Below are 22,639 nucleotides of genomic sequence, written 5' to 3'. Positions count from 1 at the left end.
AATCCCACAGATAGTGTTATTCCAGCTGCAATAAATCTCCGGGCTGACAACCTAATGCCTCACACAAACTCAACAATGTAGAAAAGCGGATGGCTTTGGCTTTACCACATTTCAACTTAGACAAATTGGCCATAGTAATATCCACCTGTTGAGAAAGCTGCGTAAGGCTCATCTTGCGCTGTAATAGCAATAAGTCTAGGTTTATTTTTATGGTTTTATTCATTCAGTTCTACAACAAACTTAATTGGAATTTATTGATAATAGACATATATTTATCGATTATCAATAAACATATATTGCTAAATGATAAATGCATCACTATAGTTAAATCTAATTCAAACATAAGGAAGTTTACATGTACTCCATTATTCTTATTGCAGCTTTTCTACTTTTTAGCATTTTTGTTACTTGGTCAGCCTATCGTCTTGGCCAAAATAAAACAGAAAACGCCCGCACAGCGGCAATAATAGGATTTGTATTGGCCTTTTTTCCGCCCTTCGCTTTGGTATATTTGCTGATTTTGCTGCTCAAAAAAGATTCAGCCATAGTGTAAATATCTAAGACTTCACACTTTAGGCTTTATATAGGTTTGATACGCACTGGTACCCCATAAAGGAACAGTTGACAGACTGTGTTTAAAACTACCAGATGTTTCTTTGGTGGAATAGGACACATACATCAAGGTTTGACTCTGGTGATCATAAATACGGCGAATTTTCATACTTTTAAAAAAGATACTTTTGGACTTTTTAAATACCACTTCCCCCGACTTCGAGGTATCGATAGCCGCTAACATAGCTGTGGTTATTTCACCGGTTTGCCTACAGGCAATAGAGCTATCAGAAGGATCAGATAAGCTAAGATCGGCCTCGATACTGGCCACATGACAAGTCACCCCTGTAACAATAGGATCAACCAATGCATCGAGTTTAATATCCTGAGTGGTAAATGCCCCTAACGATATATCACCCACCTCATTATTATCACAACCCACTAACAACAATACCCCTACCCATACAGATTGCCACTTCATTAAGATTTCCTTTTTATTAAGTGTTAACACAGCTTGCTTGAATCACAAGTAAGCACTTATTTTATGCAATTTGCTATAGAATACTGTATATTCCGCCCTCATTTTTTAGCTTTGCACAGGATCAGTATGAAATTTTCTAACTTAGGTTTAGCCGAAGAAATCCAACAGGCACTCAAGATCTGTGGTTATACTGAAATGACCCCAGTGCAAGCACAAGCTATAGTACCAGCTCGTAGAGGCAAAGATTTATTGGTGAATGCCCAAACAGGCACGGGTAAAACTGCCGCTTTTGCCTTACCCATTTTGCAACAAATGCTGGATAAACCTAAAGATACTATATCGGGCAGCCCAAGGGCGTTAATTTTAACTCCCACACGAGAATTAGCCGAACAACTGGCCACCACTATCACTGACTACGCCCAATTTTTACCATTGAAAGTCACCGCACTTTATGGCGGCGTAAAAATGGGAGGCCAAAGCAATAAACTTAAATCTGGCGTAGATATCCTTATTTCAACTCCTGGTCGCTTACTGGAACATATAGAACTAAGTAACGTGAATTTAGCCAATGTTGAATTTGTAGTACTCGACGAAGCCGATCGCATGTTAGATATGGGCTTTATTGTTGATGTACAAAATATATTGCAATTCACCGCAAAAAAACGCCAAACCTTGTTATTTTCGGCCACTTCCTCACCTGCTGTTAACGAACTATCTCATAAACTGCTGAACAACCATGAAGTGCTGCGAGTAACTAAAATTAATGCCACAGCCGAGACAGTGTCTCATGTGATGTACCCTGTTGAAGAGTCACGGAAAATAGACTTATTTAAGGCCTTATTAAAAGAACAAAATTGGTTTCAGGTGTTGGTTTTTACTAGTACTAAACAACAATCTGATGAACTGATGGCGGCCTTAAAACGCAGTAAAATTGATGCGGCAGTATGTCATGCCGATAAAAGCCAAGGTGCACGACGCCGCGCAATTGCCGACTTTAAGTCTGGTAAACTACAAGTGTTGATTGCCACAGAAGTCGCAGCCCGAGGACTAGACATTCAAGGTTTAGATTATGTGATCAACTACAACCTGCCCTATTTACCAGAAGATTACGTACACCGCATTGGTCGTACTGGCCGTGCTGGCAACGAAGGTTATGCCATATCTTTTGTGAGCCGCGAAGAAGAAAACACAGTAGCACGGATAGAAAAGCTCATTGGCAGTAAAATAAAACGTATCGTAAAAGCCGGATTTGAAGTCAGCAACCGCGTAAGTCTATTAAAAAGTGTGGCCAAAAACACCCGACACAGCCGCAGCAATAAAGCCAGCGCCACTAAGATAAGCCGTGATAAGTCATCGCCCTATCAAGCCAAAAAATCAAAGGCGTCTAAAGCGAATAAAGCAAAAAAATAGCCGAATCCAACTTTTTATAAGAAATATCGAAAAGTGCAAGTCTCCGATTCTTTTTCAATATTGTATATCGCTCATTGTATTCATTTAAATTATGGGTAAGTAACTTACCCATAATTCGGATTAACCTATTAATTTTTTGCTACAAAGAACCTAGCAAGATCAATCGCCTTGACAAGATTTTGTTTCTTATCCCCATAACCTTTAACACTCAGGGCAAAGCGTTCGGTATCGGCGGCGACTTGCAACTCGCTTAATTTCGGTGCCCAAATCGCTTTATTGCCAAGACCTGTAATCCAATCATCAAATTTGACTTTAGTGGTATGGGCTTTCCCTTTAACGGTGACGGTCACCCCTTTAGACAGTTTAGCCACGGTATTTTCTAGACTCACAACCGCATCCTGTGCTGAAGCAAAATCTTGTTGCAATAGGGTCAAACTAACAGTGAAACTTGCCGGTGGCGGCGCGACTTGATCAAAGGGCTGCTTCATTGCCTATGCCATGGCCTTTTTTGTTTGAAATTGCAAAACTGCCCCATTCAGCGCCTCATAATCAGGTTTATTCCACGTCGCTGTACATAAGGTATGGGGAATATATTCAGAGCCTGGGCGAAAAGTGGCAGCACTGGCATGGCTGCCAAAAATACTCACTAGTGAACCCGATTTTAGCTTGTCACAAGCCTCATTCCCCATAACGTGCAGCGAACTGCTTAACAGTAAAAGGCCAACCAAACGTGAAATTAAATTATTCATATCTCCCCTCATCACTCCCTGCTAGACCCAAATATCGGTCTAGCAATCTTTACTTACCCTTTTTACATTAGCATTAATTATGTAAATGGGAATAAATCACCCGCAAGGTATTGTTTAATGAACGCTGCACCGTTGGCCATGAGATAGCAATGTTATCTACAAGGCCTTGACGGCAGTCATTCTCTAATCTAGTGACCACATCGGTCAGGGCTTCAGAATTCACCTTGTTAGCCACAATAACCAACTTGCGAGCCCCTCTTAAAATAGTGGTGACATCATCTTCGTCTACTGCAACGTCGGTTTCTTTGATGCCGTTTTCCAATTCATCCATGAGTTCATTTAAGGCAACGGGTAAAGGTTTAGTGATGTTTTGATTTTGTAAATAGGGTAATAAATCAAACCACACTGCAGGATTGCTAGGCATGGCAATTTTTTCGATCTCAGACGGCGCTTTGTTTTCTGCAACAGGCTGCTGTTCAAGGGCTTGTTGTAATTCTTCTTTGTGAGCTGTCAATAGCGCACTTTCTTGTTCTGCAAGTTTCGCCTGATTAGATTCAAGCTCTTGTTTGGCGTCTTGTAAGGCGTTTTCTTTGTCGCTTAGCTGAGATTGACTACTGTGTAAGTCTTGCTCAAGTTTTTGCAATTGTTTGGCAAGTTCTGCGTGATCGCTGTGCTGATCGCTCAGGCTTTCCTTACTGTCAGAATACTCTTTTTGTACGGCTTGCAATTGCTCGGTTAGTTGCGCTTGTTTTTCTTCTAATGAATGAATACTCTTTTCACTGCCTTGCAAGCTTTGCTGTTGCTTCTCAAGTTGTTGTTGCAACTTACGTTCATGCTCTTCCTGTTGCTGAATACGTTGTTGTAATTGCTCGGCTTCAGTGCGGGCATTATTCAATTCATCTTGCAGCTTTTGCTCGCCCGATTGGGTCTCTGACACTTGAGTTTCGGCTTCTTGAAGTTGCTCAAGGTTGCCTTCAAGCTTCTGCTTCATCTGACTATTTTGTTTTTCTGCTTCAACTAACGCTTGCTGAAGTTGTAGTTTTTGTTGTTCAATTTCTGCGTGATGTTTACGCCATTGTTCATCACTGCCTTCAATCATTTCCTTTTGCTTAACGGCGCGGCTTTCCACATCGGTCAGTTCAACCGTTAGCTGTTCAAGTTTCTGTTGCTGCTCTAAACGCGCCAATTTTTCGTTATCAGCTTGGCGTTTAATTTCATCTAAATTACCTTGAGTATTTTGTAATTCTTGACGTTTCGCTTCTACTTCATCTTGCAATGCTTGTTGTTGTTTTTGCCAATCTTGATCGCTTTGGGCAATTTTTTGTTGCTGTTGGCTGCTCTGTTTTTCCATTTCTTTGAGCTCGCCTTGGAGTTTTTCTAACAAGGCTTGTTGTTGTTCTTTTTCGGCCTTTTCAGCGGCTTTTTCTGCTTCTGTTTGTTGTTTAGTTTGCGACAATAATTGCTCAGTTTGTTGCAATTGTTCTTGTTTGGCTGTGAGCTCCTGTTGCACTTTTTGCTGTTGTAATTGCCATTCTTCGTCGCTTTTTGCCATCTGCTGTTGCTGTGCGGTATTCCTTGTTTCCATTTCAGTTAACTCGCCTTGTAATTTTTTGAACAAGGCTTTTTGTTGCTTCTTCTGAGCTTCAGTTTGCTCTTTGGCTTGACTCAGATTTTGTTCAGTTTCTTGCAATTGTTGCTGTTTGGCTTTCAGCTCTTTTTGCATAGTTTCTTGCTGTTTCTGGTATTCGCTGTCCCTCAAGGCAATTTGCTGCTGCTGTTTATTATTACGTTGTTCAACTTCCGACAATTCGGCTTGTAGTTTTTCAAATAAGGCGATTTGCTGCTCTTTCTCGGCCTTTTCTGCTTCACTTTGTTCCTTGGCCTGTTGCAAGGTGTTTTCGGTTTCTTGAAGTTGTTGCTGTTTAGCGGCTAACTCTTGTTGCACTTTTTGCTGCTGTGCTTGCCATTCTTGCTCAGTCTCAGCCATTTTTTGCTGCTGTTGCTGGCTGTTTTGCTCCATTTCAGACAACTCTTTCTGCAACACTTCTAACTGGTTTTGTTGCTGCTCTTTAGCCACTTTTTCTTGTTCGGCGGCTTGTTTAGTTTCGTCTAATGTTTGCTGAGTATCTTGCAACTGCTGTTGTTTTGCTGCTAACTCCTGCTCAAGTTGGCTTTGTTGTTTTTGCATATCGCCTTTTTGTTGATTCGACATTTCTTCGAATTTTTGCATCTCATTTTGTAAATGCTCAACATGGCGTTCTTTATTGGATAACTCCGACTCGGCTAATTTGTAGGTTTGTTCAAGGTTTCTGCGTTGCTCTTCTGCTTCTTCACTAGCTTTGCGTTGATCTATCAACAGTCGACGAAGTTTTTCACTGGTATCCCCTGAACTAGCTAACTCGGATTGCAATGTATTAATTTGTCCGCCAACTTCGTTTATCTGTAAATCTTTTTGTTCAATCGACTCCTTAAGTCCATCGATCTCAGCTACAAAGTCCTGCATTTTGGCTTCTTGACTCTGTTGTTCTTGCTTGAGATTTTCGGCATTTTTCTCACTTTCTATTAACTCTTGTTGCGCCGTTTTATATTTTTTCTCACTGCTCTGTAGGGCATCAGAAATTTCATTACGTTGCGCCTGTAAACCACTGACTTTTGCGGTTGACTCCTGTAACTGCGTCGCCAACTCGGTGTTAGCGTCTTGGGCTTCACTAAGCTGCGAGCGACTTTGATTATAATCTTGCTGAAGCTCTTGCAAGTTATCGGTCACACTCTGATGGGCTTGCTGCAAATCACTAAAGGCACTTTGTTTCTCAGATAAATCTTCTTGGGCTGCTTGTAGTCTTGATTCGGTATCGGCTAAGTTTTTCTCTTTAGAGGCGAGTTGGTCGCGACTAGAGGCAAGCTGATCACGGCTAGATTGAAGTAATTGTTGTTTCTCAGCCACTTCTTTCTCTGCCGCTTGATGTAAGTTAAGCGCTTGAATACGGGCTTCATCTGCCTGTTGTAGATCCCTAAAGTCGGTCCAAATACACAAAATTGAATCAAACTCTTGGCCCTTATACATAGGCACGTAAGTGGCTTGGCAAGGTAATAAGTCTTCCCCCACTTTATGCTCCCATTGCAGTGATTTTGCCTGTCCATCTAGCTTAACTTTTGTGACATGTCTTTCTAGCTCTGCTGATGCTTCTTGGTCTAGATTTAACGCTTCAGCATAAGGCGTACTGCCAAATAGTTCATGCTCGTCTTCTATATTGAAAAAAGCACAAGCAGCAGGGTTTAACTTACTAAAACCATCTTCACTTAATACCGCCATTGGCATACTACTGTGTTGCAACAAACCATCAAATTTGTCCTGGTGGAATTGCTCCTTGGTGCGATCGGATATCCAGCACAAGTACTCTTGGGTGTCTTTATTCAGTAAGTCAACATGGAGTTCACTAGGATGTAGTTCGTCACCCTTACCTTTTAGGTGCGCTACAAAATTACGCAACCTGCCTGACTTATGAATTTGTTTTGCCGCTTTACCAGCATTACTCGCGTCGTTAAATAATTGGTAAAAGGTGTCTTTTTTAAGCTCTCTTTCGCTTAGCCCGAGTCGGTCGGTCATGGCAATGTTGGCTCTAACAATGCGATCATCTGCATCTATTGTGGCAACAGCCACCGGAGCCAAATCTAATATAGTAATAAAATGTTTGCGTTCTTGTTCAAGTTGATTTTTGGTTTGTTTTAGTTCGGTAATATCTTGAATAACGCCCACTGAGCCGCCGCGTTTTTTATCCTTGCTCGAAAAGAATTTGAGTTTAATTTTAAGAGTATGCAATTCGCCATTTGGCAATTTTACGTCGAACTCTTTGTCGACACTGGCCTTTACTGCACTTACGTTAGTGGTTTTTTCCGAAGTCAAACGACTTAGTAATTCTTCAGGCAGTATTTCTAGCTCTTGTATGCTTTTGTTTTCAATTTTTGACAGTTTTAGTTTAAACATCATCTCAAAGGCAGCATTACAATCAGTGATTTTGCCTTGCTCATTGAGGAGATAAACGGGATTAGGACTGGTTGTGAGTAACGTTCTTACTTGTTGTTCGCTCGCCTGATGCAAGGTTTTTTGATGCGCCAGCTGTGACTGGTTATGCACCAGAAAATCTAAACGTGTGGTTTCGTCTTTATCGTTCTTTTTACGGCTAATGCCAATCAACCTTAAAGGAACTGTGTCTTGGTTTTGGGCTTCTTTGGGCGAGCTACCTTGAACGTTAGATTGGCCGGTCTGGCTCGCCAAAAACTCACAACTGATATCTACATGATGCTCTTTCTTACTGGTTTCCAGCGCATGCTCCCACTCTAGGGCGGCATTAGTGTTAAGCATTTTCTTAAGTTGATTGATTTCGCCTGTTAGCGGTTCTGGAGCTGATAACAAATCGGCAAATAGCTGGTTTGAGTTAAAGCTATTTTCTTCAAAGTCAATAGTGAGTTTAGCTATACCAGATTGCTGTAACCCTTGATTTAAGCTATTCAAATTAGCGCTTTGTTTATCTATTTGATGCTGATAATTACTGACATCGGCGAGGGAAATTACACTGGCTATCGCATTATTGACTTCAGACTGTTTACTAAACCCTAATTGCAAGTGGCGTTTACTGACGGTCACATAAGTTTGCAAGGGCACATATTGATTCGATCCTAACGCGCCACTAATGGCCTCTTGCACTTGTGCATCAAACACTTCAACTAAGGGTTTATTGATGAGTTTTTCTTCTTTACTGCCAAGTAAAAATGCCGCCACTCTATTAGCAAAAATGATCTCGCCAGCCTGATTAACATGCAGCATGCCTACTTTAAAATCGTTGAGCAGAGTTTGTTTATCGGTTAATTCTTTTTCGTGGTTAACTTGTTTTTCGAGTAATTGCCCCAGCTTAACCTTGAATATGATGACAAATGCCAGCAACAACACCAAGAGTACCGCTAGTCCTACTACCCCTATATTTATTGCAGTTGGACTTTGCGCAAGTACGGTTTGGCTTAACGCAAAACTCGCGGGGCTAACGAAAATCGACAAGATGAATAAAACCTTTAAAAACATTGTGTTCCAAACCCTGGGTGCCATTGCACATTTTCCAATTAAACTGATGACTAGTTAACAGAATATAACAGTGAAATGCAGTTAAATAGAAGAGATAGTGCAACAAAGTATCAAGATTTATACCTAGGAATGGCTATTTTTGACTAATGGCCAAAACTTGCGCATCAAGCTTGGCTAAAATGTGCATTAATATTTGATGCTCACTGTCATCTAAGGTGCTCAAAAACTGCTTCTCCCATTGTAATGCTTTAGGAGCAATATTTTGATATAGCTGCTCACCTAACGCGGTTAATGATAAGTAGGCGGCGCGGAGGTCATTTTGATCTATTTGCCGTATTAAATATCCTTTAGTTTTTAATATTTTGACTGCCCGGGACACTTTGGATTTATCCATAGAAGTAATTTGGCCGATGTCTTTAGAATACAGTTTTTGTTGTTCCGCCAGTTGCGCCAAAACCCGCCATTCGGGAATGCTGATATCAAATTCTTGTTTATATATTTTTGACAGAGACACACTAATATTGGCGGCTAAGTGCGCCATTCTATAAGGAACAAACTGCTGAAGTTGCACAACCTCTTTATCTGTCTGGTGCATATAGACCGACTCCTATTGCGTAAAGAATAAAATACAGCACAAATGAACTGAATAAAGCTTGATAATAGCACCAATATAGTTTCATATGAGACTATATTGACAAGCTATTTTACCGAGTACGCCAATGAGTGAGCCAACTGAAATTCGCTATTCCCATGGATTCAATAACGAACATGAATCTGAAGCCTTAGAAGGCGCCCTACCCAAAGGTCAATTTAATCCACAAAAATGCGCTTACGGCTTATATACCGAGCAATTTAGCAGTACCGCTTTTACCGCGCCACGGCATGAAAACCGCCGCACTTGGATGTACCGTATTCGGCCATCTATTAGCATGGGTGATTATTCACCTATTGATAAAGGGTTACTGCGCACTGCGCCTTTAAGTGGCCCGCCTTGCCCACCTAACGTGATGCGCTGGAATGCCCAGCCGATGGCGACTACCCCTACCGATTTTATCGATGGACTTACGACTGTTGCTGCTAATGGAGATGCCAATACCCAAATTGGACTAGGCATTCACCTTTATACTGCCAATCAAGCGATGGATAACCGCTACTTTTGTAATGCCGATGGCGAATTATTATTTGTGCCAGAACGAGGCGAATTGATTGCCCGCACAGAGCTTGGATTGCTACAAGTGAAACCCGGTGAGATTATGGTTATCCCTCGGGGAATTAAATTTCAAATAGAACCCCTTGATGGGCCTATTCGAGGTTACCTGTGTGAAAACTACGGAGCGCCTTTTACCTTGCCCGAAAGAGGCCCAGTAGGCGCAAATGGTTTTGCTAATCAACGTGACTTTCAATATCCAACCGCTTGGTTTGAAGATAACGATCACGCCTGTACTTTAGTCACCAAGTTTTGCGGTGAGTTGTATCAAGCGCAGTTGTCACATAGTCCATTAGACGTGGTAGCTTGGGTGGGCAATAGCGCACCGTATAAATACGATTTAGCCCACTTTAATGTGATCAACACCGTCAGTTTTGATCACCCCGACCCGTCTATTTTTACCGTACTCACCTCGCCTTCAGACACACAAGGCATGGCTAATATGGACTTTGTTATTTTTCCACCCCGCTGGATGGTGGCAGAAAATACTTTTAGACCCCCTTGGTATCATCGCAATGTGATGAGCGAATTTATGGGCTTAATTCATGGTGTGTACGATGCTAAAGAAAAAGGCTTTGAGCCCGGCGGCATGAGTTTGCACAATTGTATGACGCCACACGGCCCTGAAGCTCAGGTATTTGAGAAAGCCTCAAATGGCCAGCTTAGCCCGCAAAAATATGACAATACCTTGGCCTTTATGTTTGAATCACGTTATGTGATTGCGCCAACAGAATTTGCACTACACTCTCAAACCAGACAACAAGACTATCTAAGCTGTTGGGGCGACTTAAAAAAACACTTTAATGAAGAATTGTAGCGACGAGCAACTAGCTCAAAACTCATAATCAATAAAAAAGAGATTTCAAAATGTTAATGATCAATGAAACCCATGATGTCAATCTAACCAGTTGGGTTGAATCAGCCAATCAACAGAGCGACTTTCCCATTCAAAATTTGCCTTTTGCGATATTTAAACGCAAAGGCCAAAATGAAGCCTTTAGAGGCGGAGTCGCTATTGGCGACCAAGTGTTAGATTTGGCGGTATTAGCCAATGGCAATATTTTTTCAGGTGGCGTGCAAGTAGCGTTAGAGGCAGCCAGTCAAACAAGTCTAAATGCTTTGATGGACTTAGGGGCAGAAACCAACTCAGCCCTAAGACTGGCATTATCCAAGGCATTGCGCAGCGATTCAGAATTACAAAGCGCACTAGAGCCAGCATTAATTGACCAACAAGACATTGAATTTGGTATGCCTTGCGTGATTGGCGATTACACTGACTTTTATACCTCTATTTATCATGCCACCGCCATAGGTAAGTTATTTCGCCCAGATAACCCCTTATTACCTAATTATAAGTGGATCCCTATTGGTTATCATGGCCGCTCGTCTACTATCGGCATTTCTGGCCAAGCCTTTCCTCGTCCTGTGGGGCAAACCAAAGCACCCGACGCCACCGAGCCAAGTTTTGGCCCTTGTAAGCGTTTAGATTACGAATTGGAAATGGGCTTATTTGTGGGTAAAAGTACCGAATTAGGTGAGCTGATTAAAATTGAAAATGCCGAACAGCATTTATTTGGTGTCTGTATTTTTAATGACTGGTCGGCGCGGGATATTCAAGCCTGGGAATACCAACCACTTGGGCCATTTTTAGCCAAAAGTTTTGCCTCGACTATCTCTCCTTGGATAGTCACCATGGAAGCCTTAGCCCCTTATCGCAGCAGCTTTACGCGCCCAGACAGCGATCCACAGCCTTTGCCACATTTAAACAGTGAGCAAAATAGTCAGTCTGGTGGTTTAGATATCAATCTAAGTTGTTTTATTGAAACCCAAGCCATGCGCGACAACAATCAGCCCATGTCGCAATTGTCACAGTCTAACTTTAAATATTCCTATTGGACCCCAGCGCAACTTATCACGCACCACGCCAGTAACGGCTGTGCTATGCGCGCGGGTGACTTGTTAGGTTCGGGTACCCAATCAGGACCAACAGCTGAAGAAGCTGGCTCGTTAATCGAATTAAGCAAAGGGGGAAAATCGCCCATAGCCCTTACCAATGGCGAGCAACGAGTGTTCTTAGAAGATGGCGACAGCATCATAATGCGCGCCTCTTGTAGCAAAACAGGTGCGGCAAGAATAGGTTTTGGTGAAGTGGTGTCCACCGTATTGCCGGCCAATCTATCGTGATAAAACTATACAGTTATTATCGCTCATCTGCGGCTTATCGCGTCAGAATTGCGTTAAATCATAAGCAGATTGAGCACAGTATCGAGCCGGTTAATCTGCTTAAAAAAGAACACCAAAGTGCAGACTATAAGGCAAAGCAACCTCAAGGGCTGGTACCTTGTTTGCAAACATCTGACGGGCAATTTTTAGCCCAGTCAGGTGCCATGTTGGGTTACTTAGATGCCCTGTATGCAAACGCTCGTTTGTTGCCCGAAGATCCTTTTGAGGCCGCAAAAATTCAGAGTTTTGTGGATGTCATTGCTTGTGATATCCACCCTATCTGCAATTTGCGCATTCTTAATTATCTAACGGGTGAACTTAAAGTAGAGGCTGAACAAAAGCTAACTTGGTATCGCCACTGGATTGAACTAGGCTTTGCAGCTCTAGAAAGTATGCTTAGTAATTCACAATACTGTTTTGGCGAACAGGTCACACTTGCGGATCTGTATTTGGTCCCGCAGGTGTATAACGCTTTGCGATTCGAAGTGGATATGACCGTATTTCCTAAAATCATGCATATCTATCAAAACTGCAATCAACTGGACGCTTTTATTAACGCAGCACCAGAAAATCAAATAGACGCGCTGTAACCCCCTCAAAAATTTAAAGAACAACTCACCTGATTCATTTATCATAATGTTTATGTTACTTAAATCAGGTTGTTTATGACCATTCCATTTTCTGTGCTAGATCTCGCGCCCATTGCTGAAGGCTCTAGCGCTTCTGACGCTTTTAAAAATTCCCGTAGTTTGGCAATACAAGCAGAACAATTAGGTTATAAGCGGGTGTGGTTGGCCGAACATCATGGCATGCATGGTGTAGCGAGCTCAGCGACTGCCGTTGTTTTAGGGCATATTGCAGCCGCCACAGATAAAATTAGGGTTGGCTCGGGCGGCGTAATGTTACCCAACCATTCACCTTTGGTCATAGCCGAACAATTTGGCACCTTAGCCACCTTGTTTCCGGATAGAGTCGATTTAGGCCTAGGCCGAGCGCCGGGAACCGATATGGCGACCGCCCGCGCTCTGAGACGCAACTTCACGTCAGAAGTCGATAATTACCCAGAAGATATCAAAGAGTTACAAGGTTACTTTGGCGCGCCTCAAGCTGGGCAAAATATTCTTGCCGTGCCCGGCGCCAATACCCATGTACCCATTTGGTTGTTAGGTTCGAGTTTGTACAGTGCCCAGTTATCGGGGCAAATGGGCTTGCCCTACTCTTTTGCCTCTCATTTTGCGCCGGAGCAATTATTCGATGCGATAAGTTTGTATCGCTCTTCTTTCAAGGCATCTGCACAAGCGCAGTCTCCCTATGTTATGGCGGGCGTCATGGCAGTGGTCGCTGATACTGATGCAGAAGCCGAATATCTTTTCAGCTCTGTTCAGCAACAGTTTATGAACTTAAGGCGCGGGGTTAATCGTCCATTTGCCAGACCAGTCGATGACATTACGGCTATTTGCACGGCAGCCGACTTGGCCATGTTGAACCATATTTTGCGTTACGCCGTTGTGGGCTCTAAACAAACTGTGACCGATAAACTCAGCCAATTCATTGAGACCACTAAGATAGATGAGCTGATTGTCTCTACGCCAATCCATGATGTTCAGGCACGTTTAAAAAGCGTACAAATGTTGGCTGATACTGGGCTGATGCTAGGGTGTTAAGTTATTTATATTTATTAAATGAACATAATAATTAATTAGTCAAACTCGCTTCAAAGTACGCTAACCTTGACTAGCCTTTAAAATTGGATATATAGATGGCTTTACAATCCGTTATTTTACAAGATGAATATGTTGCGCTTAAACCTATGGAAATGTGCCATACCGACGGTTTGTTTGCAGCAGGAAATGATTTATCTATTTGGCAATGGACCACAGCTAATTATTGCGAAACCCTAGACATCACTAAAAAATGGGTTGAGTCATGCATAAAAAAGTTCGCGAAAAAGCAACTACAACCCTTTGTGATTGTTGATAAAACCCAAGATAAAATTGTTGGCTCTACCAGTTACCTTAATATTTCTCTTGAGCACAAAGCCATTGAAATAGGCTTTACTTTTTTACATCCTAGTGTGCAAAGAAGCTTTGTAAACCGTCGTTGCAAATTTCTACTTTTAAGTCATGCCTTTGAAACACTCAAGTTAAACAGAGTCGCCTTTCAAACCCATGAGAAAAATCAGAGGTCCAGAGCCGCAATTTTGGCTTTAGGGGCAACTTTTGAAGGTATTCATAGACACTGTAGAATTCAACAAAATGGCAGCATTCGTAGTAGTGCCGTTTACAGTATCATTAAACCAGAATGGCCGCAGACCAAGACGGATCTGTTGGAAAAGTTATCAACGCCAACCCACAAACAGGACTAAAGATGTTTGTTCCAGAACAATTTGAAATGCCCGAATTAGCCACGCAACATAACTTTATTAGAGAGTTTGGTTTTGGTGTAGTGGTATCGCATTCAGGCTCATTATCGGCTACTCATCTGCCTTTCGTTCTTGATGCTAATGAAGGTGACTTGGGGGTGTTATACGCACACTGCGCTAAAGCTAATCCATTTTGGAAAAACCTCGAAGGACAAAATGTATTAGTAATATTTACTGGTCCTCATGGTTATATATCACCTAGTTGGTACCTCAATAAGCCTGCTGTGCCAACTTGGAATTATACAGCTGTGCATGCCTCAGGTACCGCGACTTTACTGGACTCAAAAAATACCCTTAAAGCTGTCGATAAAGTAGTTGAACAATACGAACCCCAACTTCTAATTAACGGCGACATAGTTACCGACTCAATCAAGCAAAAGTTATTAGCTGGTATAGTGGGGTTTAAGATTGAACTAAACAAACTCGAAGGAAAACTGAAGCTTGGACAAAACAAAAATAATCTCGATCAACAAGCCGTTTATCAAGCGCTAAGTACATCCAATAGCTTCGATGACCTAGCCCTTGCCAACTATATGAACCAATTGAATATGATAGGTACCTAATAACGCCTCAACAGTTAGCGACTCACATGGTAATAAAGCGTTCAAAATATCGCCTGACACGGGCCTTAGCACTCAATGTATAATCAAGTTTTAGGAATATTTGATATAACAATAAGTCTATTCGGTAAAATTTATACTCTAGCCCAACATGAAATACTGGTGACAAAATAATGATATTAATTAAGATAGAACAAAAAGTGGCTGCCACATCTATTCAAGTGAGAGATACCTTGCTTGATCATGAGCAATTAAATCGCTTTTTTAATGCCGAATTTTTGCTTGTTCAGGCTGAAGACCAAGGTGAAATACAAGGTGGCAAAGGTGCAATCAGGCAAGTCAGTATGCTGGGCAATAGATTTCAAGAGCGTATTATTAGCGCCAATGAACAGCATATTAGTTATCAAATAATAGGTAATAAGCCTGTTGCCAATCATCAGGGTGATATTTACTTAAGCGAAGATACATCTAGCCCTCAACCTATCACCCACATTCAGTATCACATAAGTTGTACTGCACCTTGGTGGCAACCTAATTTCTTGGTGAAACATTTTATAACCAAGGATATCTCTCAAGCCCTTAACAAAATTGCCACGCTATTTTCCGGAGACAAGACATGAATGTAGAAACTATATTACTGGCGTTAAGCCCCGTTTTTACGATTTTTGTGATCTACGAATTTATTAAACATAAACACCATTACGATATTAAGGACAGCTTGGCCAATACGGTTTTAGCCTTGCTACACCAAGGTGCTGACGCCATCGCTTTAATCTTACTAATGCCATTTTTTTATTGGCTGTATGAATATCGACTATTTGATATTGAGCTATCTGTAGGTACCATTTTTATTGCCTTCCTAGTACAAGATTTTTTGTACTATTGGTTTCATAAGGCATCTCATCATGTGCATTGGTTATGGGCCGCCCATGTGGTACACCACAGCTCCACACATATGAATTTTTCTACTGCATTTAGGCAAAGTTTGATGTATCCCATCGCCGGTATGTGGGTGTTTTGGATGCCGATGATATTACTTGGTTTTGATCCCATCACAGTTTTTGCCACTGTGGCCCTAAATTTGGCCTATCAATTTTTTGTTCACACCCAAATAGTGAATAAATTAGGCTGGTTTGAGAAAATATTTAATACCCCTTCACACCATAGGGTTCACCACGCCATTAACAAAGGCTATTTAGATAAAAATTTTGCAGGCGTGCTGATTATTTGGGATAAGTTATTTGGCACTTATGCTGAAGAAGAGGCATCAAAGCCCTGCAAGTTTGGCATTATCGGACAGATAGACAGTTACAACCCCCTTACCATTACCTTTCATCAATGGGCACATTTAATGAAAAGCACTTTCTCTGCGAAAGGCTTTAGGGCAAAGGCGAAGGTATTATTTAGCTACCCCACCAGCTCCTTAAAACCAAGGTAGTTGTCATAATGAATAATGAAATACCGGCTCAAATAGTGATAAAAGCCTACAACCCAGCTTTAGCTAAACACTTTGAAACCATAAACAAAGAATGGATTGAAGACATGTTTGTGTTAGAGCCAGTGGATAAACAGGTGCTGGAAGATCCACAAAGCCACATCATCGATAAGGGTGGTAAAATATGGTTTGCCGAACATTCAACGCTAGGTATTGTTGGCACCTGCGCTTTTTGGAATAAAGGCAACAACAGTTTTGAGCTGACCAAAATGGGTGTGTTAAAATCAGCAAGAGGCCTTAAAATAGGCGAAATTTTGCTACAACATGTGCTCACAGAAGCGCAGACTTTAGGCATTAAAAAGCTATTTTTACTGACCAACGCAAAATGCGAGTCCGCTATTCATCTATACCAAAAAAACGGTTTTAGGCACGATCGAAGCATTATGCGAGAATACGGACAAAACTACGCCCGTTGTGATGTGGCTATGTTATATGCAGGCCCAAGGTAGACTAGGCAAACATAACAGTCACGTTTATGACACAAAGTTCAGTGAAATTATTTGCAATTAAGTAGAAACAATTTATTCTAGGATTTCGTAGTTGCCCATCAAACACATGGCTAAGAGGCAACGATGATGATTAAGTATGTCACTACTCACTCTAGGAGTGTTATGCCAGGTTCACCACTCCACAAAGATATTCAAAATAAAAACCATTCTAAGATTAGACTCACCATTTTGATGCTGCTTTTGATTGGCGGAGCAGCCATTGGTTTTACCACGCTCATTATTCAAGTCCAGTCAGGCACCGCAGGATATTTGGGGGCGGTGGGTATATGGTCAAGAGGACAACTTGACACCGTTAGGCAGGGTGATATTTACGCTCGTACCGGAGACCCTACTGCGTTAACCTTGGCTCGAAAACATTACCAAATACCGTTGCAGCATCTAAAAGCTCGAGTCATTTTGGAAAGTGATGATATAGATTATGATTCAGTTCGTCATCACTTTGCCAAAGGCGGCAACCACCCTGATGATATTCCTCGCATGGTTTGGTTATTTCGTTTTTTTGAAGACACACCTTATTTCCGCGATGCATTGCAGGCATGGCGCAACAGCGATATCGACGTCCTCACGTTAGGGGACACCCTCAACCAACTAGAAACTGTCTGGCAAAATCAACCGGTTGATGTGGTGAAAATCCAACAATTGCGACGTCAGTTAGATAACACTAATAATCGACTGGATGCCTTGCAAATCAATTTTCGAAATAAAATGATTTTTGCTAGCCGAATTATGACAACCATTCTGTCATTTTCTACCGTGATATTCTTTTTACTGTTGTCCGGTATTGCCACTTATGTGGTCTATAGATTAACCGCCGCGATCCGAATATCAGAATCGAAATTCCGTTCTACCTTTGAAAAGGCCGCTATGGGAATTGCCCAGTTGGACTCACAAGGCCATATTCTGGATGCTAACCTCGCTTTTTGTGAAATTTTGAATTACCCGCACCACGATCTATTAAAGTTACAATTCGAGCAAATCATTCATGAAGAAGATCGCGACATATCCAAGATGCAGCGACAAGCTTTAGATCAAAAAGATTATGACAGCGTCAGTTTTAAACAACGATTGCATACCAGCGACAATAGCCTAGTCTGGGCTAAAACCACTATGTCCCGATTTGATTGGCAACATCCTAGTGCCCAACGTTATATTTGTATTCTGGAAGATGTCTCAGAGCATCATTATCTTACCGAAGAATTAAGCTATCAGGCGCGGCATGATAACTTAACCGGTTTGATTAATCGTAGAGCCTTCGAAGGATACTTAGCAGATGCATTACTCAAAGCCCGCAGTGAAAATCGAATGCATTGTCTTTGCTTCATTGACTTGGACCAATTTAAAGTCATTAATGACACGCTCGGACACTTTGCCGGTGATCAACTTTTACTTCAAGTCACCCAGCTTTTTACTCGGCATTTAAGAAAGAGTGATTTATTGGCCCGTCTCGGTGGCGACGAATTCGGTTTGATCCTCGATTGTTGCGAACCAGATGAAGCGATGAAATTGGTAGACGTGCTGCGCAAAAACTTAACTGAATTTCCCTTTGTATGGAACGGAAGAGGGTTTAACATTGGTTGTAGCATTGGCGTTGTTCCCATTATGGCGGCCAGTTCTGACGAGGCTGAGTTATTACAAGCCGCAGATTCGGCTTGCCACATGGCCAAAGAACAAGGTCGTAACCGCGTAGTATTGACCTACCAAGACGATAAGGAATTATTAGCTCGACGTGAACAAATGGAATGGATTGAACGGATCAAGCATGCTGTTGAACACGATAAACTGTATTTAGACGCACAGCTTATCGATTCTTTAAACGAGACCATCAAGCCACGGATAGAAGTGTTAGTGCGCATGCTTGGCGAACATAATGAGATAATCTCCCCAGCCGCTTTTTTACCCGCCGCCGAACGTTTTGGACTGGCACATTTGGTGGACCGATGGGTCATTGAAAAAGTCTGTGATCATCTTATGAAGCATTCACAAGCGTCAAACCAATTTGATGCCTATCACATCAATATTTCGGGCCGCTCTTTTGACCACGACGACTTTACCGATTTCACGTTAAGAACGATCAAACGTTATAAGATCCCCGCACACAAACTGTGCTTTGAAATCACTGAAACTGCAGCTATTAATAATTTGGCTGTTGTGCAAACCTTTATGACACAGCTTAGGGAAATTGGCTGTACCTTTGCCTTGGATGACTTTGGTGCAGGTTTCTCTTCCTTTGCTTATCTAAAACAATTATCTGTAGAGTACCTTAAAATTGATGGGGCTTTTGTCAAAAACATGGCCAGCGACGACACCGATAGAGCGATGGTAAGAGCCATTACCGATATTGGTCACACCTTAGGAAAAATCATGGTGGCTGAATTTGTTGAAGATCAACAAACAGTAGAGTGGTTGCAAAAAATGGGCATTGAGCTTGCTCAGGGATATCATTTACATCGTCCACAGCGCCTTGAGGATGTGGTAAAAAAAACAAGTATCGAATCCCCAATTGCACCTAGTTAAGCTAAAAAATGCTGAGTAAAATTCGCAAGTTAATCATCCATGCTCAATGTGAGTGCCACAAGGATAACTCAACCGCTAGTAGGGTCACTAATCAAGACTCGGAAACGTCCATCGTAAAAATATGCGCTTCTTGACCATGAAAGATCTTATTGACGTAGTGATCTTGATTGATAGTCGTCGCTGGCATATCGCGAGCAGAAGAATTTTGCATCAAAAAAGACGCATACACCTTTCGAACAGGCGAGATAAATTACGCAGTGCGCGTTGTGCCACGAAAAGCTGAAATAACACAGGCAACCACAACAAAGCCCAAAGACATAGTAAAAGCCATTTCTACAGTTTGGATCAGTGCTGGATTTTGCGCCTGAGTAAACTGAGCATCACCTAAATAGTAATGCACCATAAGATTTACCAGACTCATGCCAAACAGATTGCCTATGGTACGGGATAAGTTCATCGAGGCTGAAGCCACCCCGACTTCGTGTAACTTTACGCCTCTCATGATGGCATTGTTATTAGGCGTAGAGAACAGTCCAAAACCAACGCCAATAAGTAGCAACGAACTTGCAATATAGACAATACTGGTTGTGCTGTTCATCAGGCTCAACACCAACAGCCCGCAGGCAACAATGACGCATCCAAGCGTGGCGATAAGTCTAGCCTGAAATTTGTCGGCTAACTTACCAGAAAATGGCGCCATAATTGCCATAGATAAGGCCTGCACCAGTAAAACCTGCCCTGCGTGCGAAGGACTTAGGCCTTTGACATATTGCAAATACAAACTCATTATAAAAATTAGCGGAAAATTACTGGCATACATCAACAGCGACGTAGCCAATGACATCGAAAACATCCGACTTTCGCGAAACATTTGCACTCGGATAAGCGGCCGACGACTGCGGCTCTGATGCACAATAAAAAACGCCAAACTAAGTGCCGACAGTCCTAACATCAGCACCCCAAAAATATCCGGCAACAGACTTAATCCATATACCAATGACGTTGAAAACACCGCAAAAATACTGGTTCCCCACCAGTCGTATCTGGTTTTTTCAGCATTTCTCCATTCCCCTTTTAGGCGCATCTTAATAAGTAATAACAGCGCCATCACTATGGGTACCTGAAACAAAAATACCGAACGCCACCCCCATAGGTCTGTTAACCAGCCTCCAACGGCTGGTGCGACGGTTAACCCAATATAAATACATGCCGCAGTCATCCCCAGCGCGGCACCGCGTTTATGGGAAGGCGTAACTGAAGTGATAATCGCCACTCCTGTGCCAAAAATCATTGCCGATGCCCCGCCTTGCACAAACCGCCAAAACAGCACCCACTCAATATTAGTACCCAACCCGCACATAAATGAGGAAAACGCATTTAAGGCCAAGCCGTAGGCATAGACGCGTTTTCTTCCATAGTTGTCTGCCAATTTGCTAGCGGGTAACATAAATATTACGCTGCTTAAGATAAACAATGTCGGTAGCCACGACACCATCTTGGCATTGGCTTGCAGATCAGCTGCGAGATCAGGGATAGCGATATTCACAGACGCCATGCCAAGCGGCCCAATTATTGACCCCATACAGACAATAATTAAAGCAAATTTGGCAACGGCAGGAGTTTTAGTGGAAGTTTCTGGCAAAACAGCGGGGAGTCCTTGTTACTAAGTTAAATAATTGTCATAGCCACGATATAGAGTCAGCACAGGGATAACATCACTTTGATCGTTTTTACGCTGGTTTAGCACGCTACAGCCTCATAATGCAGCGACACCAAAGTGCAATAATACCTCAATGTATTATTTCACGGCTATGCATATTACTGCTAATAAATAAACGGGATCACTCTTTTAACGCGTTGCATATAATCTAAGTAAGTGTCACCAAATTCTTTGATCAGGTCTTTTTCTTCAAAATACAAACCGACAAAAATGTAAGCGCTAATGCCTGCAGCAAAAACCAAATGACTAGCAGTTGACAACGGCACAGCCCACACACCAATCAGCACCCCCGTCTGAATAGGATGGCGAACAATTTTGTAAAATCCCGACATTTTAAATGTCGCATCAGGCACAGGTTTACCTTGCATGGGATCAAAGGTTTGACGTAATCCAAATAGTTCAAAATGGTTGATCATAAATGTCGCCAAAAATAGAAAGCCCCATCCAAAAAATGCGATACCGCGAAGTAAACTGATACCCATGTCAGACTCTATCTGCCAAACAATTGGACCAAATGGTATCCATATATAACACATGCCTGAAATAGCCAGCGCTGTTGCAAGGACATAGTTTGCGCGTTCGACACTGGGATCAATAAAACCAGCAAACCAGCGTTTAAAGGCGGGACGGGCCATAACGCTATGTTGTACGCCAAACAGCAAAAGTGCCAAAGTATTGATGATAATGACATGGGCCAAAGATGAAGATGGCACTATGCTATTGACTGTCTGCGGTAGCCAAAGATCGTTAACAAACAATATAAAATAAATTAAAGACGCCACACCTGCGCCATAACAAACTAGGGAGTAAATAAAACGTCCTGTGTTTTTCATTGAAGCCATGAGCCTACCTTTATCTATATCGTTTGAGGGAGTGTTTGTAGCTTTTATATTGACAGTTATAGCAGCTTGCACGGTTTTCATACTGTTAATCTTAATTTGTTCTACGAAGCCAATACTGACTCTGAATGCCTCACTGTTGGTTTTTTCATTTTTAGGCGGTGAAGTCACACATTGATGTGTACAAAGGTTAGATAATGGAGAATAACATCTTATGCGTTTTGGAGGTGATGAGTTTATGTTACTGGCACCTTTTACCCATAATTGCGAACAATTAGACCGCTTAGCTGAAACCTTGATACTGCAATATGCGTCTGTATTCGAAATCATACAAAATCAAGTCGTCATTTCAGCATCATTGGGGGGTCGCATGCGCCCCCCAAGATGGTACAGACCTTAAACAATTGTGCCGTAAAGCTGACATTGCCATGTATCAAGCCAAACAAGATGGCCGCAAGCCTAGGGCTAAAAACCATAGCCGAAGGTATAGAAGATGAAGCAATTCTTAACAAACTGCTGGCACTGGGTTGTGATATTGGCCAAGGATATTACTGGTCAAAACCCATCCCACAAGATGCATTACCTGAACTACTACGCAATCACCAACAAAACGCATGGCTTTCGGCTTAAAGTGAGTGTCAGAAAGTATTGAGCATGTACGAGGCTAACTTCTAAATGGTTAATTTAAATCGGGAGATAAAGCATTAATTGGTCGGAGTGATAGAAACCGAACCTACAACCCCTTCGCCCCAGCCAAAAATGCCGCTACCAAGTAGCGCAGAGATAAAATTTGAAATTGGTCGGTGTGATAGGATTCGAACCTACGACCCCTTCGCCCCCAGCGAAGTGCGCTACCAAGCTGCGCTACACACCGACCGAAG

General features: G+C 42.1%; 22 protein-coding genes and 1 tRNA gene. 14 read left to right on the top strand and 9 right to left on the bottom strand.

The genetic code is table 11. The features are described from left to right. Positions 1-16 precede the first annotated feature (16 nt). Positions 17-223, bottom strand: coding sequence for a helix-turn-helix transcriptional regulator (locus Q0688_RS21385; protein WP_299082252.1), 207 nt, complete (start codon positions 221-223; stop codon positions 17-19). Between the two features lie 132 nt (positions 224-355). On the opposite strand from Q0688_RS21385, the gene Q0688_RS21380 reads away from it, so the two are divergent. Next, positions 356-553, top strand: coding sequence for a hypothetical protein (locus tag Q0688_RS21380; protein WP_299082250.1), 198 nt, complete (start codon positions 356-358; stop codon positions 551-553). A gap of 12 nt (positions 554-565) precedes the next feature. On the opposite strand, the gene Q0688_RS21375 is transcribed toward Q0688_RS21380, so the two are convergent. Continuing rightward, positions 566-1,033, bottom strand: a complete 468-nt coding sequence (locus Q0688_RS21375; protein ID WP_299082248.1) for a CreA family protein — start codon at positions 1,031-1,033, stop codon at positions 566-568. A 126-nt stretch (positions 1,034-1,159) separates the two neighbouring features. Between Q0688_RS21375 and Q0688_RS21370 the strand changes: the two genes are divergently transcribed. Then, positions 1,160-2,443: a DEAD/DEAH box helicase gene (locus tag Q0688_RS21370; RefSeq protein ID WP_299082246.1), complete on the top strand. Its 1,284-nt coding sequence runs from the start codon at positions 1,160-1,162 to the stop codon at positions 2,441-2,443. A gap of 128 nt (positions 2,444-2,571) precedes the next feature. On the opposite strand, the gene Q0688_RS21365 is transcribed toward Q0688_RS21370, so the two are convergent. The 4 genes from Q0688_RS21365 to Q0688_RS21350 form a co-directional block, all read right to left on the bottom strand. Continuing rightward, positions 2,572-2,931, bottom strand: a complete 360-nt coding sequence (locus Q0688_RS21365) for a hypothetical protein (protein ID WP_299082244.1) — start codon at positions 2,929-2,931, stop codon at positions 2,572-2,574. Positions 2,932-2,934: 3 nt separating this feature from the next. Next, the gene (locus Q0688_RS21360) at positions 2,935-3,192 is read right to left on the bottom strand and encodes a hypothetical protein (RefSeq protein WP_299082242.1); all 258 of its coding nucleotides are present in this window, start codon (positions 3,190-3,192) and stop codon (positions 2,935-2,937) included. 73 nt (positions 3,193-3,265) lie between these two features. Next, the gene (locus tag Q0688_RS21355; RefSeq protein WP_299082240.1) at positions 3,266-8,269 is read right to left on the bottom strand and encodes a PAS domain-containing protein; all 5,004 of its coding nucleotides are present in this window, start codon (positions 8,267-8,269) and stop codon (positions 3,266-3,268) included. A 133-nt stretch (positions 8,270-8,402) separates the two neighbouring features. Beyond that, a complete protein-coding gene (locus Q0688_RS21350) occupies positions 8,403-8,864 on the bottom strand; it encodes a MarR family transcriptional regulator (RefSeq protein WP_299082238.1) in 462 nt (153 codons plus the stop codon). Positions 8,865-8,988: 124 nt separating this feature from the next. Here Q0688_RS21350 and hmgA point away from each other — a divergent pair, with 124 nt between their 5' ends. The 10 genes from hmgA to Q0688_RS21300 all read left to right on the top strand — a co-directional run bounded on the left by hmgA (position 8,989) and on the right by Q0688_RS21300 (position 19,199). Beyond that, positions 8,989-10,293 carry a homogentisate 1,2-dioxygenase gene (hmgA, locus tag Q0688_RS21345; RefSeq protein WP_299082236.1) on the top strand — a complete coding sequence of 435 codons (1,305 nt, stop codon included), beginning with the start codon at positions 8,989-8,991 and terminating at the stop codon, positions 10,291-10,293. A gap of 50 nt (positions 10,294-10,343) precedes the next feature. Then, entirely contained in the window at positions 10,344-11,660 is a 1,317-nt protein-coding gene (gene fahA / locus Q0688_RS21340) for a fumarylacetoacetase (RefSeq protein WP_299082234.1), read from the top strand. Then, positions 11,660-12,289 (top strand): maleylacetoacetate isomerase, encoded by a 630-nt coding sequence (gene maiA, locus Q0688_RS21335; protein WP_299082274.1) that lies wholly within the window; start codon positions 11,660-11,662, stop codon positions 12,287-12,289. The genes fahA and maiA overlap by 1 nt, the downstream gene beginning before the upstream one ends. Positions 12,290-12,364: 75 nt before the next feature. Further along, a complete protein-coding gene (locus Q0688_RS21330) occupies positions 12,365-13,363 on the top strand; it encodes an LLM class flavin-dependent oxidoreductase (RefSeq protein WP_299082232.1) in 999 nt (332 codons plus the stop codon). Positions 13,364-13,458: 95 nt separating this feature from the next. Continuing rightward, the gene (locus Q0688_RS21325; RefSeq protein WP_299082229.1) at positions 13,459-14,064 is read left to right on the top strand and encodes a GNAT family protein; all 606 of its coding nucleotides are present in this window, start codon (positions 13,459-13,461) and stop codon (positions 14,062-14,064) included. Next, the gene (locus tag Q0688_RS21320; protein ID WP_299082227.1) at positions 14,001-14,684 is read left to right on the top strand and encodes an FMN-binding negative transcriptional regulator; all 684 of its coding nucleotides are present in this window, start codon (positions 14,001-14,003) and stop codon (positions 14,682-14,684) included. Before Q0688_RS21325 ends, Q0688_RS21320 begins: the two co-directional genes overlap by 64 nt. Positions 14,685-14,854: 170 nt before the next feature. Beyond that, the gene (locus Q0688_RS21315) at positions 14,855-15,301 is read left to right on the top strand and encodes an SRPBCC family protein (protein WP_299082225.1); all 447 of its coding nucleotides are present in this window, start codon (positions 14,855-14,857) and stop codon (positions 15,299-15,301) included. Continuing rightward, positions 15,298-16,119, top strand: coding sequence for a sterol desaturase family protein (locus tag Q0688_RS21310; protein WP_299082223.1), 822 nt, complete (start codon positions 15,298-15,300; stop codon positions 16,117-16,119). The genes Q0688_RS21315 and Q0688_RS21310 overlap by 4 nt, the downstream gene beginning before the upstream one ends. A gap of 8 nt (positions 16,120-16,127) precedes the next feature. Continuing rightward, on the top strand, positions 16,128-16,625 hold the full coding sequence (locus tag Q0688_RS21305) for a GNAT family N-acetyltransferase (protein ID WP_299082221.1): 498 nt from the start codon (positions 16,128-16,130) through the stop codon (positions 16,623-16,625). A gap of 162 nt (positions 16,626-16,787) precedes the next feature. After that, positions 16,788-19,199 carry an EAL domain-containing protein gene (locus tag Q0688_RS21300; protein WP_299082219.1) on the top strand — a complete coding sequence of 804 codons (2,412 nt, stop codon included), beginning with the start codon at positions 16,788-16,790 and terminating at the stop codon, positions 19,197-19,199. Positions 19,200-19,449: 250 nt separating this feature from the next. Here the strand turns inward: Q0688_RS21300 and Q0688_RS21295 are convergent, their stop codons facing one another. Both Q0688_RS21295 and Q0688_RS21290 read right to left on the bottom strand, forming a co-directional pair. Beyond that, positions 19,450-20,781, bottom strand: a complete 1,332-nt coding sequence (locus Q0688_RS21295; protein WP_299082273.1) for an MFS transporter — start codon at positions 20,779-20,781, stop codon at positions 19,450-19,452. Positions 20,782-21,023: 242 nt separating this feature from the next. Further along, a complete protein-coding gene (locus Q0688_RS21290; RefSeq protein ID WP_299082217.1) occupies positions 21,024-21,842 on the bottom strand; it encodes an isoprenylcysteine carboxylmethyltransferase family protein in 819 nt (272 codons plus the stop codon). Between the two features lie 224 nt (positions 21,843-22,066). Between Q0688_RS21290 and Q0688_RS21285 the strand changes: the two genes are divergently transcribed. Then, complete coding sequence (locus Q0688_RS21285; RefSeq protein ID WP_299082215.1) at positions 22,067-22,255, top strand: diguanylate cyclase; 189 nt, start codon at positions 22,067-22,069, stop codon at positions 22,253-22,255. Beyond that, the gene (locus Q0688_RS21280; protein WP_299082213.1) at positions 22,206-22,388 is read left to right on the top strand and encodes an EAL domain-containing protein; all 183 of its coding nucleotides are present in this window, start codon (positions 22,206-22,208) and stop codon (positions 22,386-22,388) included. Before Q0688_RS21285 ends, Q0688_RS21280 begins: the two co-directional genes overlap by 50 nt. Positions 22,389-22,555: 167 nt before the next feature. Here the strand turns inward: Q0688_RS21280 and Q0688_RS21275 are convergent. Then, positions 22,556-22,632, bottom strand: a tRNA-Pro gene (locus tag Q0688_RS21275). Positions 22,633-22,639 lie beyond the last annotated feature (7 nt).

The sequence above is a fragment of the uncultured Paraglaciecola sp. genome (assembly GCF_937123705.1).
Taxonomy (GTDB): Bacteria; Pseudomonadota; Gammaproteobacteria; order Enterobacterales; family Alteromonadaceae; genus Paraglaciecola.
Note: the sequence above shows the minus strand (reverse complement) of the source record. Positions and strands in the feature narration are given on the sequence as shown.

What these genes read in the sequence shown, in the direction of transcription:
- Q0688_RS21325 (WP_299082229.1), top strand. Translation starts at nt 13,459, where the DNA reads ATGGCTTTACAATCCGTTATTTTACAAGATGAATATGTTGCGCTTAAA.
- Q0688_RS21370 (WP_299082246.1), top strand. Translation starts at nt 1,160, where the DNA reads ATGAAATTTTCTAACTTAGGTTTAGCCGAAGAAATCCAACAGGCACTC.
- Q0688_RS21375 (WP_299082248.1), bottom strand. Translation starts at nt 1,033, where the DNA reads ATGAAGTGGCAATCTGTATGGGTAGGGGTATTGTTGTTAGTGGGTTGT.
- Q0688_RS21300 (WP_299082219.1), top strand. Translation starts at nt 16,788, where the DNA reads ATGCCAGGTTCACCACTCCACAAAGATATTCAAAATAAAAACCATTCT.
- Q0688_RS21360 (WP_299082242.1), bottom strand. Translation starts at nt 3,192, where the DNA reads ATGAATAATTTAATTTCACGTTTGGTTGGCCTTTTACTGTTAAGCAGT.
- Q0688_RS21350 (WP_299082238.1), bottom strand. Translation starts at nt 8,864, where the DNA reads ATGCACCAGACAGATAAAGAGGTTGTGCAACTTCAGCAGTTTGTTCCT.
- Q0688_RS21365 (WP_299082244.1), bottom strand. Translation starts at nt 2,931, where the DNA reads ATGAAGCAGCCCTTTGATCAAGTCGCGCCGCCACCGGCAAGTTTCACT.
- Q0688_RS21355 (WP_299082240.1), bottom strand. Translation starts at nt 8,269, where the DNA reads ATGTTTTTAAAGGTTTTATTCATCTTGTCGATTTTCGTTAGCCCCGCG.
- Q0688_RS21330 (WP_299082232.1), top strand. Translation starts at nt 12,365, where the DNA reads ATGACCATTCCATTTTCTGTGCTAGATCTCGCGCCCATTGCTGAAGGC.
- Q0688_RS21285 (WP_299082215.1), top strand. Translation starts at nt 22,067, where the DNA reads ATGCGTCTGTATTCGAAATCATACAAAATCAAGTCGTCATTTCAGCAT.
- Q0688_RS21380 (WP_299082250.1), top strand. Translation starts at nt 356, where the DNA reads ATGTACTCCATTATTCTTATTGCAGCTTTTCTACTTTTTAGCATTTTT.
- Q0688_RS21385 (WP_299082252.1), bottom strand. Translation starts at nt 223, where the DNA reads ATGAATAAAACCATAAAAATAAACCTAGACTTATTGCTATTACAGCGC.
- fahA (WP_299082234.1), top strand. Translation starts at nt 10,344, where the DNA reads ATGTTAATGATCAATGAAACCCATGATGTCAATCTAACCAGTTGGGTT.
- Q0688_RS21295 (WP_299082273.1), bottom strand. Translation starts at nt 20,781, where the DNA reads ATGGGGTCAATAATTGGGCCGCTTGGCATGGCGTCTGTGAATATCGCT.
- Q0688_RS21315 (WP_299082225.1), top strand. Translation starts at nt 14,855, where the DNA reads ATGATATTAATTAAGATAGAACAAAAAGTGGCTGCCACATCTATTCAA.
- Q0688_RS21280 (WP_299082213.1), top strand. Translation starts at nt 22,206, where the DNA reads ATGGCCGCAAGCCTAGGGCTAAAAACCATAGCCGAAGGTATAGAAGAT.
- Q0688_RS21310 (WP_299082223.1), top strand. Translation starts at nt 15,298, where the DNA reads ATGAATGTAGAAACTATATTACTGGCGTTAAGCCCCGTTTTTACGATT.
- Q0688_RS21290 (WP_299082217.1), bottom strand. Translation starts at nt 21,842, where the DNA reads ATGAAAACCGTGCAAGCTGCTATAACTGTCAATATAAAAGCTACAAAC.
- Q0688_RS21305 (WP_299082221.1), top strand. Translation starts at nt 16,128, where the DNA reads ATGAATAATGAAATACCGGCTCAAATAGTGATAAAAGCCTACAACCCA.
- Q0688_RS21320 (WP_299082227.1), top strand. Translation starts at nt 14,001, where the DNA reads ATGGCCGCAGACCAAGACGGATCTGTTGGAAAAGTTATCAACGCCAAC.
- hmgA (WP_299082236.1), top strand. Translation starts at nt 8,989, where the DNA reads ATGAGTGAGCCAACTGAAATTCGCTATTCCCATGGATTCAATAACGAA.